Raw genomic sequence first — 14,162 nt, 5'->3', positions numbered from 1 at the left:
TTTTGGCAGAGATGTCTCGTCATAAGAATAAAGACTGTAAGTGGTCCCAGGAATTCCTTAGCTGTCGAGGGATATTAGAAATTTTAGATTCTCATAAGAATCTTCTTAAGTCTCAAATAGAGGCAGCTAAAGATATTTATCAAGGATGTCAAAAGTAGACACGGAAAAGGGGTTAGCAGGTTCGCTTGCTAACCCGGTGTTTATATAAGGGTGAATAAAATGAGAAGTATCTATTTGATTGTTTTCTTTGGGCTCACAGCTTGTGGTCATACACAACCCAGCGAAGTGGAAATAGCTCCAAAGCAAGAGACGAAGAATAAGGTTCCCAAGGGGAAGAACGTTCTTGCAGTGCTTGGCTGCGTTGGGGGATGTAAAAGTGCTCTTGATGAGGTGCTCAACTCCGCGCCTAACCCAGTTCCAGCTGAGAAAGCTCACACATTGGAGAAGAAGACTGATGTTAAGCCTTCACATGGTAGAAAGTTTGCTCAGGAATCTGGAATATTTGCCGCGCTCAAAGGAAGCAGCGTTAAAAAGAATCGCGAAAAAAGTAAGCACACTGCACCTCCTTCACTTAAGAGTGGCAATAAGAAGGTTCCCAAAAAGAAATATAAGGTCCTTGCAATACTTGGTCGTAAAAACTCTGCATCCAAATCAGGGCAAAGTATATTGGCCAAGCTAGATGAGGTAGAGCACAAAGCCATTCGACAAGCAGGCGATGCGAGACCATTTGGTAAAGACTATCCCGCGGCGAGCACAGATGGATGTGACAATCTTGCGGGGTGGGACAAGGAGAATGTTTTATCTAAGCGTATTGTCGATTCCATGCAGAATATGCTGAAAGATAAAAACACCGATTGCTTATGGTCTAAGCGCTTTCTTCAGTGTGGTGGTGCGTTGGTTGTTCTAAATGCTTATAACAATGCGGCAGAGCTGCAGATTGCCCAGGTCCAAAACATCTATAATGTGTGTCAGGAATAAGAGGAACGACTTTACTGAAATCAGTGCGATAAAACCAGCTTCAGTTTATTCAGAACTTTCCCAAAATCAGACCCGCCCACGCTCGGCAGCTCATCGGCTATCTTCTGAGCTTCTGCGTAGCTGCCCAATGCTTCGTCTCGATTGCCTTCGGCAAACTCAAGTAACCCACGCCGGCTTATGAAGAGACCTTCTTCGATTTTATAGTTCAGCTTTTTTATCTCAATATTGCCGCGGTCGATACACGTACGCGCTTCGGCCATTTCGCCTTGTTGCATATGGGCCATAGCCAGGCCTCCTAAGAAGGCTCCTTCGCCCGCAAAGGATAGTTCCTGAGCAGTGTTGACGGCGTTCTTGAGGTTGGTCAGTGCGGCACTCACATCGCCCATGTCCAAGAGGAGGTTACCGAGATTTGCTAACGCGATGGCTTCATTTAAGCGGTTGCCGGTTGCTTGAAACGCGTCCAAGGCTGCTTCGTAGACACCGCGGGCTTCTTCCATTCGGCCTCGCTCTTTATGAAGTGTTCCCAGGTTACCTAGAACGATTGCTTCCGAGCGGCGGTTACCAAGCTGTCGCTGCACCGCAAGGCCTGCTTCGTAGTATGTTTGCGCTTCATCGAGATCTCCTTCAAGCCGGTGCACAGTGGCCAGGTAACCTACGATGGAGCCTTCCCGCTGGCGATTGCCTTCTTGGCGGTGAATGGCGAGGGCTGCTTTATAGTGGAGTTTGGCCTGTGCGAAATCTCCTTGCCACTGGTAGATGATACCGAGGCCACCGAGTGCTTGTGCTTCGCCGGGGCGGTCACGGCTTTCTCTGGAAAGCTCAAGGGCTGATTCATAGGCGCGTTTGGCGGAGTCGTTCTTTCCTAAGAGCCTAAGTGTTTTACCCTGATTCAAAAACACCATGATGGCATCTTTTTGTTGCACATTGGGCAAGCTTAGAACTCTCGCTGCAATTTCCGATGCGAGCTTAATGGGGCCACGAATGGTCAGGATTTCGTTGGCGGCGAAGTAGAGCTCACAGGCAACCTGGGTGCGTTGATTGTTGTAGGCGTGCCGAAAACCGCTGAGGATGTTGTCCAGTTCAAGCTGGAGAAGGCGGGAGCGTTCGACACCGCCATGTTGGAACATGCCTTTGCGGTACTCCTGTTGGCCAAAGCGAGCATAGTAGCGGCCATGGCGCTCGCTGAGTTGTGCGGCAGCTTCTGCGTGGGTGAGGGTGGCGTTGGTTGGATCCAGCACTGCGCCAGCTTGGCTGAGTTTCTCTGCGGCAAACTGACGAATGGACTCATACATCACAAATCGTTCGTGCCCGGTCACAGGTTCAACCATCCGTAAGAGGCTTTTATCGTGGAGGGCTTGGATTAAGTCGATGGTCCAGGGAGCATCGTCCCACTGATCAACATCTAAAATGGATTCAGCAGCCTCCAAAGTGAAGCCCCCTCGGAAGGCGCTACATTGTGCCAGTCCATATTGTTCCCATGGCTCGAGCAGCTGCCAAGACCACTCAATGGCACCGCTTAGTGTGGCTTGCCGAGCTTCTTGGTCCCGGCGCTCACCTTTAAGGAGTTTAAAGCGTTCAGCGAGCCGTTTTACCATGGTCTCAGGCGGCATCATTCGGCTTCGTGATGCGGCAAGCTCGATGGCCAGAGACATAAAGTCCAGGCGTTCAACTATCTCTTCAACAAATTTTCGATTGGCATCCGTGATGTTGAAGTTGGGGCGAACCGCTCTGGCGCGTTCTGCGAAGAGGGATACCGCCTCGTCTTTACTTAGCGGATCGAGGTAGAAAATAGATTCGCCTTCGAGTCTTAGGCGCTCCCGGCTGGTCACGAGAAAGCAAGCCTTGAGGGTTCTATTGAGCCATCGTCCGAGTGTGTCGACTGCAAAGGAGGCTACTTGTTCGAAGTTATCGATGATCAGTAAGGCACGACCGCGGCTATTAAGCGTTTTAGCTATCGCCTCGATGGGATCTTGCTGGGTTAGCGTCATGTCCAGTGCTTTACCAATGGCTCCCACGATGCCGTCCAGTGTGGTGGCCTGGGTTAAGTCGCAAAACCATACACCGCCTGGAAAGTCGCCAAGAGAGATAGCGCCAAAGCGTTGGCAGAGTCTTGTTTTACCGGTACCGCCAGCGCCCAAGATAGTGACCATACGTTTGCCTTGACTGAAAAGCTGGGCAATGGCCTGAAGCTCAGTTTGCCGGCCAATAAATGAATTAAGCCGGGTAGGGAGATTCGTTTTGTTGAGGTCGGGTGTTCGAATTCGCGGAAAAGCTCTCAGAGCCAACTGCTGCGGATGGATTTGAAAGAGGCGTTCCCGTCCCTCTAATCCCTTTAACGCGTGGTCACCTAAATCAATGATGCAGTCTGGTCCGAGGCGGTCGCGGATTTGTGACCAGCTGGCCTGAGAAACGATGATTTGCCCACCGTGTCCAACAGAGCCAACGCGGGCTGCTCGGTTCACCATGGGACCAAAATAGTCCATACGTCCGGTAATTGGGTCGAGTTGTGGTTTCGGCGCCCCAGTATGAATGCCCATACGAACGCGGAGTCCTCGGAAGAGACCATCCGCGCTTTCTCCCACCAAGGCATGGGTAGCCTGATTTTTAATCAGTTCGTCAGGCCATGGTGCTTGGTGGAGTCGCAGCTGGGATTGAATACAGAAGTCTGCAGCTTCCGTTGCATTTGCAAATGCGACCATGAAGGCGTCGCCCTCGGTCTTGACCTCATAACCGTTGGTGTCGGCTATGGTTTGGCGCATGATATCGTTGTGTTGATCGAGGTAGTCTTTAAAGTCGTCTTGGTAGCGCTCCCAGAGTTCAGTTGAACCCTGGATATCCGTAAACACGAGGCTAACAGTGCCGGTAGGTGCTGCAACAGACGACAACATATTTAGGACCCCTCCCAGAATATTACAGTGCAGATGTGTTCATGAACTCTTAGAGCACGCTCTCAACTTGAGTGCCAGAGCTCCCCCCTGAGTATACCTTTACCTTGCACTCACGGTGTATAGGCCTACGGAAATTCGTTCAACAAGTGGCGCGCCAATACGTCGTCATTTTTTATGCCGCGCCAACATTTGTGCGGAAACGCCACTTTTTTGCCGCACATTGTACGACAAGTCTGTCGTTGTAGGGAAGTGTATTCGCTTGTGGGGGTTGGGAAAGTTGTTTGATTTCAGTCAACTTCCTCCAAGTTACGAGGCGATGTGATCTAGAGCACATGTTGGCACTGCATATGCAGACAAAGGAGTAACTAGAAAAAGAAAAAAAGTTGGCGAGTCGTGAGCCGACAGCTTCATTCGGGAAAAGGGAAAATAATGCGATTCATTCAAAAAGCAACCATCGTATCTATTATGGCACTGGCAGCATCTGCTTGTGGCACCGTCGAAAATATTCAAATCGAAAACGGCAGCATCGAACGAGATGCTCAGTCTATTGCTTGGGATAACCAGCAAGACAATCCAGAGAACTTGGACCCATCTATCACGATGAATAAGAAGTTCAGTGAACTGCCACTTGCGGGCGAAGCAACCCAGAAGCCATGGCCTGGTTACTACTGGTCAACATACGAAGACAACATCAACAACAAGTGGAATGGTCCAGACACCGATGCGCCGAGCACAAAGTTCGCTCAGGCATTTAACCGTCCGGGTTTAGAAGACCGTATTTCTACTCACTACGGCATCGATAGTCAGAGCTCAAATACAGCTTGTACAGAGCAGAGTGATTGCAAGTCAGGTGAATCTTGCTCAAAGCGTGAAGGCCAAGATTCTGGTTACTGCATTGAGACATGGTTTGGCGTTTGCCACGCATGGGCACCTGCAGCTGTTTTGGAAAAAGAGCCGTTGCACCCGGTCATTCACAATGGTGTTGAATTCAAAGTAAACGATATCAAAGCACTCATCAGTGTTTCTTACGATAAAGGTACTGAGCAAACTTTCATCTCAGGACGATGCGATACACTCGGCGACGATATGAACTTCGACGAACACGGAAACCCGACCAACGAAGACGGCGAGTGTTCTGACACCAATGCCGGTACTTTCCACGTAGCAGTAGCAAACGTTATGGGTATTGCCGGTAAGAGCTTTATTGAAGACCGCACTTACGATTACCAGGTATGGAATCAGCCGGTTCATTCTTATGAAGTGACCAAGACTCAAACGATGACAGCTCTTGAAGCCAATAAGAAGCTCGGTGTTAAATGTGAAAACGAGAGCAGCAACAACAATTCCACATCTGGCGGATTCAACTGGGGCGGCGCTTGCGAAGGTGGCAGCGGAGATTTTCAGCAGCCAATCGCTCACCGCGCAACCAAAACAGTCGGTGATATTCCAGCCGGTAAAGCAGATGTTCGTATTACACTAGAGAGCGACAAAGACGTAGATATTCAGCTTGTTGATAAAGCAACCGGCACTGAGCTTATCGCTTGGCCAAACGGTAACATCAACGGCGCCGGTGAAGAGTGCACAACTTACGAAGGTGTTGAGTATTGCTACAGTGGTTACAATGGCGTTGGAAGCAACCTAGGGCATGAGTGGATTGAAGTTCGCGGCGAAACCAATCGCCCACTCGTTATGAAAGCTTACGGATATGCAGCAGGTTCAGCCAAAGTAGAGTACCAGTGGGCGGCTCCTAGCAACTGCGTAGACAAAGGTTGTGGCGATTTTGAGCAGCCTATTGCACACCGCGACGTGGTTAACGTTGGTGACATTCCAGCAGGCAAAGAAAACGTAAGAATCTATCTAAGCTCAGACAAGGATGTAGACGTTCAGCTCATCGACGAAGCTTCAGGTGTTGAACTCATCGCATGGCCAAACGGTAACCTGAGTGGTGCTGGTGAAGAGTGCACAACTTACGAAGGTGTAGAGTATTGCTACAGCGGTTACAACGGTGATGGAACTGGCCTTGGAAACGAGTGGATTGAAGTTCGCGGTACAACCAACCGTCCTTTGAAGATGAAAGCTTACGGATACGCAGCAGGCGACGCTTTAGTTGAGTACGCATGGGGCGAGCAGGAGTACAAGTTCAACGCAAATGCCGAAAGCTTCGTGTATCTAGAAACTGACCTCCGTTACATCAGTGAGCCAGCAGCTTCTATAGATGGTGCTTTGGTAACTAGCTCAAGCTACAGCAACTGGATCAAGACAGACAGCTACAAGTACATCCTCGAACTCGATGCTCAAGGCAAAATCGTAGGCGGTGAGTGGGTGGGTACTTCTAAGAAGCTGCACCCTGATTTTCTCTGGATGCCGACTCTCAAGGAAGACACTGCAGTAGCAAATGATGCCTGGGACGGAAGCGACGGCATCAAGTGGAGTGAAGTGAAGATGCTCCTCGAGAAGTCTCGCGAGTAATCAACGTAGATAGTGAAAGTAATAGCCGGGCTCTTCTTGTTGAGGAGCCCGGCTTTTTTTGTTTTGAAACAAAAAGGTCCTAGAATGTAGAACCAATCGTTTTGAAAACGACGAGAGCGTAGCGACTTATGCTTGTCATGGGAGTCAGTTTAGACTTAGGGACCCATTTGAGTCTCAACGCATGGGGAAAAATATGCTTTTAGAATCGAAACGTTGGTTTGTATTGTGTTTGGCAATGGCTTTGGCTGCTTGTGGCAGCGAAGGAACGGGAGAGGGTGATTCTGGGGATAGCTCAGAAACCACTGAAGCCGTTGGTGACAATACAGCCACCGACACCAATTCCACCGGTGGTGAACCCGAAAATGATCCCGATAGCACAGAGTCGGACACCCAGACGGATGATGAATCCACAGATGATGCAGGGACTCAGACGGATGATGAATCCACAGATGATGCAGGGACTCAGACGGATGATGAATCCACAGATGATGCAGGGACTCAGACGGATGATGAATCCACAGATGATGCTGGCACCCAAACAGACGACGACTCTGGTGATATAGATGCCAATCCGGATACATCAGATGAAACCACGCCTGATGATACTGGTGACACTGATTCTGAAGACGATTCCGAATACACAGGCCATGATCTCAACGGAAAGTGGGAGGGCAGCTACACTTGCTCTCAAGGCTTTACGCGGCTCACATTGCAGGTGGTTCATAATATGGACGGCCATGGGTTAGAGGCTGTTTTCGCCTTTTATGCAGACGATTCAAATCCAGAGGTTCCAACTGGGCGTTACACGATGATTGGCTCTTACGAACCCGCTTCAGGCAATGTGGACTTGAATGAGTTGGAATGGATTGAGCAGCCTGGTGGCTATGTGATGGTGTCTCTGGATGGTTTCATTAACGATGAAGGTACTTCCATTACCGGCACTGTAGATAACTCGGGGTGCACTGAGTTCACGGTCGTTCGTGGCAATTGATTCCCTCTAATCCTAGATCACCAATTATAACGCTCTGTGGCTACCCTGGGCCCATTAAATCCTGGTAAACTTGCGAGGCTTTGCGGTGACGTGAAGCTCTCTCGAACAAAGGATGGGCAATGTTGAAATGGGTTTGTTTTATATGCGCATTGGCGCTGGTCGCATGCGGCGAGTCTGACGATACAGACAACGCCGAAAACACAAACAATACTGAAAACGAAGAAACTTCTGAAACAGAGAATAGCAGTATTGAAACACTCACAGTTGCAGCGCAGTGCGATTACCTTGCCCAGGTTTACTCTTGTGATGGTGACTTCGGTGACTTGGACACTTTCTTAAACTCCTGCGCCATTGCTATTGAACGTGATTGTACCGATGAAGACCAAGCGCTCTTGAGTACTGTATTTGCTTGTATTGAGGAAAATGGCGCTGCCCGGACATGTACAGGTGAAGACTTCGCGGTTTGTTATACCGCGCATGATTTGTCGGGTTTAAGCTCGGCCTGTGATGAGAGCGTTGCGATAGGGGATTAAGGTCGGACTCTTTAGGGCTTAAAGGTGCTTTGAGTATTAGCCTCGGGGATCAGCGCCGCGGGCATAAAGACCACTGGTCAGTGCCAATTCGAGAGCGTCTGGGATGAAGCTGTAGGGTGTGCCGCCGTAGGTCGAGCTGGGTAGGTCGAACGATGTGAAGACTGCCTGGTGATAGTCACTGACTTGCTTGGCGCTGAGTAGTCCCGGTTGTGTACCTATGCCTTTTGATAAGTCCTGGTCCACTGCTTCTGTGTGGGCTTTGGCGAGCTTGAGCCCTACGTTCTTGTATATCTTTTTGATGCGTTCATCTGTGGGCGCCTCACCGTTTCGTCTCAGTTCCGAAGAGATGGCGCTCTTAACGCGTTTTTCAGCGGTTGCACCCATGTATCGCCAGTAGCTCACCAGTTCTTCTTTGGTTTCAGGTGGAATGGTCACACTACGAGGTGCGGTGAATCTTAAATAGGTGCGCGTAAAGAAATTAAGCTGAGGCTTCCAAGCCTCCAAACCTGTTTCGTCTATCGCTGCACTTAAATCATCTTCCGTACCCCAGAAGGCAACACCGAGTCTGGCGATGGGATCTTGAGCGATCCGTGTATTCCAGAAGGTGCCTAGGTCGCCTTGACGAAGAGCAAGCCGCTGTTTGGCGGTTACACCGATTGGCACGCTTGAGGATGGCAGTGTTTCGAAGGTGTCGATTGGGGTTGCTGGAGAATTTGGGCCGGAGGAGGCGGGAGCAGTTGTGCTATCGGCATTTAAAAAAGGGCTAGGGCTTAGGGCGCTGATACTAACTGGCATAATAAATCCTTCCAGGTGACCCCTTTCTATATTCACGAATGATGCCAAGTAGGGGTGGAATTACTTGTGATTGGGGTGTTGCCGGGTAAGTCGTAAGCGAATGTTTTTGTTGGGGTTTTACTCCCTGGCGTTTTAGGGTTTGAGTTTCCCGAATCAGGCTCTGGATTTAAAAATGGTTTGGCGCGCCGATATTACGTTTTTACGCCAATATTATGAGGATTTGAGGCGAAAATGGCTCGGCTTTAGCTGGCGGCTGGCAGCTCTTGACCGCTAATCTTTGCGTCAATAATCTGAGCACCATGAAGCTATTTAAGAAATTTTCGATGTCTATGGTGAGCCTTTTGGCCCTCTCTTGTTTAACCATCGCATGCAGTGATTCAGACGCCGGTTCCGAAGGCGATGCCAATGGTGCATCATTTATGAACCTAGACTTTATCCTTGAATCATCCGATGGTTTTGAGCCAGCTGATGGTGGCACCGTGCGCATTCGTTTTCGTGAAGGTGAAATGAGCGAGCTTGGTTTCTTTCTTGGTGGTGGATGCAACTCTGTGGCCGGTGATTTTACCCTCACCGATGGTGTGATGACTGTAACGTTACTCGGCATGACGGAGATGGCTTGTGACACGCCGCTGATGGAGCAAGACGATTGGTTCGTTGGCTTTCTACAAGCATCTCCGGGCTTTGACTACAGCAACGATAGGGTGACGCTTACCGGTGCAGATGCCACTTTGGTTTTTCTGGATTCCGAGTTGGCAGATCCAGATCGCGACTTGGTAGGCGCTGAATGGACCATCAATAGCTTTATGGAAGGTGGGTCTGCGAGTGCTGTAAATCTCAGTACAACTCCCACGGTTGTATTTGGTGAAGATGGTGAGGTTGCAGTGTTTACGGGTTGTAACACTGGTGGTGGAGCCTACAGCGTTGAAGGTTCAACCATAACTTTTTCAGAGGTTTCCTACACCCGTGCAGGTTGTGAAGACGATAATGCGAGCTGGGTAGATGCCCATATCCAAACTGTTATCGTAGCGGGGTCTGTAAGCTATGAAATAGATGCAGCAAGACTAACCATTGAAGGTGAATCCAAGGGTTTAGGCGCCTATACTGAGTGAGAAGGGTGCTGCACTATTCTCGAATTCGGACAGGGAACATAAACTCTGAGTTTGACGGACCGAGATAGACGAGATTTGTCCAGTCGTCGTGGTCTTTGAGAACAGTAAACGTTCCGCCGCAGTTTTGCTCTTGCGATGATTCTTCGCTGTTCACGTTGTATTGAACCACACTAATATTCCCATCCACGTTCCAGTCGATGGCAACGCCCTCACAAACTCCTAAATATTCGTTGAGAGAGTTTTCGTTGAGGTTGTCCAGCACGCCGCGGCTGTAGGTTAAATCAGCCTGAACGTTTCGGCCACAGTCTCTAAACGCATAGTTGTAGAGATAGTTCATGACTGAGTTGTAGTTGGGCTTGTAGTTACAATCTTCAAATCCACCATGCAGTAGGTTTAGGTTGTGCCCGAGTTCATGCATGTAGGTTGTTACATCGCGATCCTTGGGGCAGCCTTGGGTAACCAGAAAATCAAATCCAGGGGCATAGCCAAGTCCGCCTGCGCCGCTTGAAACACCGCCATCACCAAAATCGTATGCTTGAATCACGTAGTGAAAGTAGCCCTCTCGGTTGGAGGCAAAGTTGACCGATTTATGGTCGACGAAGTCGCCAATGAGGCCGCCATTGAGAAATGAGTCTGCCTCTGAGATGAAATTACCTCCCTCGAAGCCGCTTCCCTGGCCGTAGTCGACGTGAAGAGCAATCCCTGTGGTTCCATCTCGGTTTTGGGTAGGCGCTGCAGCAAAGGCTTCAACCAGTGCGTTCATGGCGTTGGCTGTGGGACGGAGCTCGGTGCCACCGCAGTTTGATGCAGCATCGTCACGCGTCCAATCCACTTCTAGGAAAATGTCACGGTGGTTTGGGTTGGCTCCAAAGCCCCGAAGGTTTAACCCTCCGGATGTACCCATGACTTCATCGCCATCTGGAATACCGTCGTCATCGGAATCTGGGTCATCAGGGCTGGTACCTGTATTGGAGGTTGATACGTAGATGCCTGTATTGGTTTCTACGCAGTCGGCCAGGCCATCTCCATCGGAATCTACGATATTGGTGCAATCTTCAATCTGGCAGCTGCTTGAGCATCCGTCGCCCGCTTCGAGGTTGCTATCATCGCACCCTTCGCCCACTTCTCGAATACCGTTGCCACAGCTTTCAGTTGTACAGAGGGATGAACACCCATCGCCCGATACCAAGTTGTCGTCATCGCAATCTTCATCTGGGTCAAGTCGGCCGTTGCCACATACTTCAGCAAGGCATTCCTCCGAGCATCCATCACCATTGGAGTTATTACCATCGTCGCATTCTTCCGTAGCGCTTTGAGTGCCATCGCCGCAGCCTTCTTGTTCGCACGAACTCGAGCATCCATCTGCGCTGCTTGAGTTCCCGTCGTCACACATTTCTCCAAGGTCGAGCACTCCATTGCCGCAATATTCGATGCCGCAGGTATTGGAGCACCCATCACCACTGGTGGTGTTTCCATCATCGCAGGATTCACCGTAAACCGTTGCGTTTGAATTACTGAGAAATTCAAAGTCGCTGCACCCGACGCTGTTTTCGTTGTGGTTGAAGGGGTCGAAGAGGGGGATAGACCGGGTACCACCAGTTTCTAGGGTAAGCTCTAAGTCTACCCATCCGGCAATCCAGCAGCCGATAACAACGATTTCAACATCGTGTGTACCTGCGTTGAGTGTATTGACCAGTTTCGGCGAGTCGATGACCGATTCGTACTCTCCACATGGTGCGGCACTGATTGGCACTGTGGCAACTTGTTCGCCATCCACGTAAACCCACATTTCATTGGCTTGGTCGGCGGTACATTGGTAGCCGGTGCGATACCACTTGAGTTTCGCGGAGCTGGCGATTCCGGTTGAGGCGATTGTGTCGTCGCCGCACTCTATGGCGCAGCTTGAAGAGCAGCCATCATCATCGTCGGTGTTTCCATCGTCGCAAAATTCGCCCAGTGCCGTGTTAAGATTGCCATCTCCACAGATTTCAATTTGGCAGCCAAACGAGCATCCGTCACCGTTGTTTTGATTTCCGTCATCGCAGAGTTCACCGAGTGAGCTTTGAGTGTTGCCGTCTCCGCAGTATTCAAGCTGGCATGTATCACTGCAACCGTCGTCGTTGGTGAGGTTACCGTCATCGCAGAGTTCTCCGGCAGCCGCGTTAGGGTTTCCATCGCCGCATTCAACGTAGGTGCAGTCATCGTCACACCCCGAGGATTCTCCAGCAGTGTCACAGCTTTCAGCCCCAGCTGCGATGCCATTACCACAAGCAGAGAAGGTGCAGTTGCTGTCACAGCCGTCGCCATCGATATTGTTTCCATCATCACAGGCTTCTGGGCCGAAAACTTCCGCCGAAGAATTCACTTGTGGGCTCACTTGGCTAACGCCTGTTCCGCAAGGGATAGCGGCGTTGATTGAGGCCGCACCGGCATCTTGTTCATAGAGGACAATTTGTTCACCGGTATCGTCGATGGTGGCCTTCACCCAGTACACGTAGGTGTCGTCGATTGGGTCTATTCGGAATGAATAGCTGTTGCTGCCATCATTGAGGAGTTCAAAGAGGGAAGCATCGGTGGTGGTTACGGATTGGTCTACGTCGCCGCAATAGCAGGCGTTGGCCATTTGCGCTCGGGCGAATTCAACGCCGTTTACACTGAAGACCCCTTGGGAATCGTTGCCGCCGCATCGAATACCGGCCCACGAGAAAGTCATCGATGTAACCGCGAGCAGGCGCTGATTGTAAAGACCATCTCCGCACAAACCGTTGGTGCATGAGTTGGTACATCCATCATCTTCGTTGCTGTTTCCATCATCACAGATTTCCAATTCAGGGCAGAATTGGCCGTCTCCGCAGCTGGCACCTGAGCCTGAGCCGGAGCAAGTGGCGTTGCAGGTACCGCAGGCATCGGCGTAGCCGTCGTCGCATGTTTCCAATTGTGGGCAAGTGAACCCATCACCACAAACAGCGCCCGAACCTGCTGCATTGCATGTGGAGTTACAGTCGCCGCACATATCGGTATAGCCGTCATCACAGAGTTCGAATTCAGGGCAGACGCTGCCATCACCACAAGTGGCGCTGCTGCCTGGCCCAGTGCAGTTGGCGTTACAAGTACCGCAGCTGTCTAAGAATCCGTCATCGCATGCTTCGGTTTCCAGGCACGCAATACCGTCGCCACATGTAGAGCCGCTTCCGGAACCCGTACAAGTTGCGTTACAGCTACCACATTCATCAGCGTAGCCGTCGTCACATGTTTCAATCTCTGGACAAATGGTGCTGTCTCCGCAGGTTGCGCCGCTTCCTGGAGCGGTACACGCCGCATTGCACGTTCCGCAGGCGTCAGTGTAACCATCATCGCATGCTTCTAGCTCAGGGCAGATCTGACCATTGCCACACACAGCGCCAGCACCCGGTCCAGAGCAGTCAGTATTACAAGTACCGCATGCATCGGTATAACCATCGTCGCATGTTTCAAATTCAGGGCAGAACACACCATTGCCGCAAACAACGGCTTCGCCCGGTCCTGAGCAGTCGGCGTTACAGGTACCGCATGCATCGGTGTAACCGTCATCACATGCTTCTTGGCCGGGGCAGATAATACCATCACCGCAGACGCCAGCGCCTGGTCCGGTACAATCGTCATTGCAGCCGCCGCATCCTTCTTCGGACACCACATCATCGTCACTTGGTTCGCATGTTTCTAGTTCGGGGCATATTTCGCCATCGCCGCATGTGGCGCCGGTACCTTCTGCTGAACAGTCTACATTACAGGTACCGCATGCATCGGTGTAGCCATCGTCGCATGTTTCAAGTTCTGGGCATGTATCACCATCACCACATGTGGCGCCGGTACCTTCTGCTGAACAGTCGGCGTTACAGGTACCGCAGGAATCAGCGTAACCATCGTCGCATGTTTCTCCATCATCTAAGATGCCATTGCCGCAGTTATCTGGCGTGCTTGGGTCGGATTCGTCTGTCGCGTCGCTTGCGTCGGCAGTATCCGTCACATCGGTTGGATCTGAGCTATCGCTGGGACTGGATGAATCGGAGACGTCAGGGTTTGTGGCTGTGTCAGGATCGATACAAACACCGTCCACACACTTTTGCCCAAAATCACAATCGTTTTCGTCTGAGCAATCGAGTCCACGGTTCTCGAGGTCAACAATACCGCTGCAGCCAGTTGCGGCCACCATGAAGGTTGCAAGAATGACAGTATGTAGTTGTTTCATCGTGGGTCTCCTCCGAGAGGCATACGGAGGAACACAGAAGCTCCTTGAGGCGTGACCACTGCACCGACCTGAGTGGAGCTTTCATCAACATCATCGTCAAAGAAATACCAAAGTGAGGTGGCAAGCCCGATAATACCGACGGCCATAGAAATGTCTGAGATGAGCGCCAAT

9 protein-coding genes are annotated in these 14,162 nt (G+C 50.7%); 5 read left to right on the top strand and 4 right to left on the bottom strand.

All coding sequences use genetic code 11. The annotated features are described in order from the left end of the window. The first annotated feature begins 219 nt into the window (after positions 1-219). Entirely contained in the window at positions 220-978 is a 759-nt protein-coding gene (locus HOK28_07215) for a hypothetical protein (GenBank protein MBT6432863.1), read from the top strand. A gap of 20 nt (positions 979-998) precedes the next feature. On the opposite strand, the gene HOK28_07210 is transcribed toward HOK28_07215, so the two are convergent. Then, positions 999-3,866: a tetratricopeptide repeat protein gene (locus HOK28_07210; GenBank protein ID MBT6432862.1), complete on the bottom strand. Its 2,868-nt coding sequence runs from the start codon at positions 3,864-3,866 to the stop codon at positions 999-1,001. Between the two features lie 429 nt (positions 3,867-4,295). Between HOK28_07210 and HOK28_07205 the strand changes: the two genes are divergently transcribed. The 3 genes from HOK28_07205 (at position 4,296) to HOK28_07195 (ending at position 7,859) form a co-directional block, all read left to right on the top strand. Beyond that, positions 4,296-6,335, top strand: coding sequence for a hypothetical protein (locus HOK28_07205; protein MBT6432861.1), 2,040 nt, complete (start codon positions 4,296-4,298; stop codon positions 6,333-6,335). Between the two features lie 193 nt (positions 6,336-6,528). After that, a complete protein-coding gene (locus HOK28_07200; GenBank protein ID MBT6432860.1) occupies positions 6,529-7,326 on the top strand; it encodes a hypothetical protein in 798 nt (265 codons plus the stop codon). A 119-nt stretch (positions 7,327-7,445) separates the two neighbouring features. Beyond that, entirely contained in the window at positions 7,446-7,859 is a 414-nt protein-coding gene (locus HOK28_07195; GenBank protein MBT6432859.1) for a hypothetical protein, read from the top strand. A 36-nt stretch (positions 7,860-7,895) separates the two neighbouring features. On the opposite strand, the gene HOK28_07190 is transcribed toward HOK28_07195, so the two are convergent. Continuing rightward, the gene (locus HOK28_07190; protein ID MBT6432858.1) at positions 7,896-8,654 is read right to left on the bottom strand and encodes a hypothetical protein; all 759 of its coding nucleotides are present in this window, start codon (positions 8,652-8,654) and stop codon (positions 7,896-7,898) included. Positions 8,655-8,977: 323 nt separating this feature from the next. On the opposite strand from HOK28_07190, the gene HOK28_07185 reads away from it, so the two are divergent. Then, positions 8,978-9,763 carry an META domain-containing protein gene (locus tag HOK28_07185; protein MBT6432857.1) on the top strand — a complete coding sequence of 262 codons (786 nt, stop codon included), beginning with the start codon at positions 8,978-8,980 and terminating at the stop codon, positions 9,761-9,763. Positions 9,764-9,776: 13 nt separating this feature from the next. Here the strand turns inward: HOK28_07185 and HOK28_07180 are convergent, their stop codons facing one another. Both HOK28_07180 and HOK28_07175 read right to left on the bottom strand, forming a co-directional pair. Then, positions 9,777-13,991, bottom strand: coding sequence for a hypothetical protein (locus HOK28_07180; protein ID MBT6432856.1), 4,215 nt, complete (start codon positions 13,989-13,991; stop codon positions 9,777-9,779). Next, the coding region (locus HOK28_07175) for a hypothetical protein (protein ID MBT6432855.1) at positions 13,988-14,162 on the bottom strand (175 nt) is incomplete at its 5' end. The genes HOK28_07180 and HOK28_07175, both read right to left, overlap by 4 nt.

The sequence above is a fragment of the Deltaproteobacteria bacterium genome (assembly GCA_018668695.1).
In the GTDB taxonomy this organism is placed as follows: domain Bacteria; phylum Myxococcota; class XYA12-FULL-58-9; order XYA12-FULL-58-9; family JABJBS01; genus JABJBS01.
Note: the sequence above shows the minus strand (reverse complement) of the source record. Positions and strands in the feature narration are given on the sequence as shown.

Bases quoted from the DNA above. Each gene is read 5' to 3' on its own strand.
- HOK28_07215 (MBT6432863.1), top strand. From the start codon at position 220: ATGAGAAGTATCTATTTGATTGTTTTCTTTGGGCTCACAGCTTGTGGT.
- HOK28_07210 (MBT6432862.1), bottom strand. From the start codon at position 3,866: ATGTTGTCGTCTGTTGCAGCACCTACCGGCACTGTTAGCCTCGTGTTT.
- HOK28_07205 (MBT6432861.1), top strand. From the start codon at position 4,296: ATGCGATTCATTCAAAAAGCAACCATCGTATCTATTATGGCACTGGCA.
- HOK28_07200 (MBT6432860.1), top strand. From the start codon at position 6,529: ATGCTTTTAGAATCGAAACGTTGGTTTGTATTGTGTTTGGCAATGGCT.
- HOK28_07195 (MBT6432859.1), top strand. From the start codon at position 7,446: ATGTTGAAATGGGTTTGTTTTATATGCGCATTGGCGCTGGTCGCATGC.
- HOK28_07190 (MBT6432858.1), bottom strand. From the start codon at position 8,654: ATGCCAGTTAGTATCAGCGCCCTAAGCCCTAGCCCTTTTTTAAATGCC.
- HOK28_07185 (MBT6432857.1), top strand. From the start codon at position 8,978: ATGTCTATGGTGAGCCTTTTGGCCCTCTCTTGTTTAACCATCGCATGC.
- HOK28_07180 (MBT6432856.1), bottom strand. From the start codon at position 13,991: ATGAAACAACTACATACTGTCATTCTTGCAACCTTCATGGTGGCCGCA.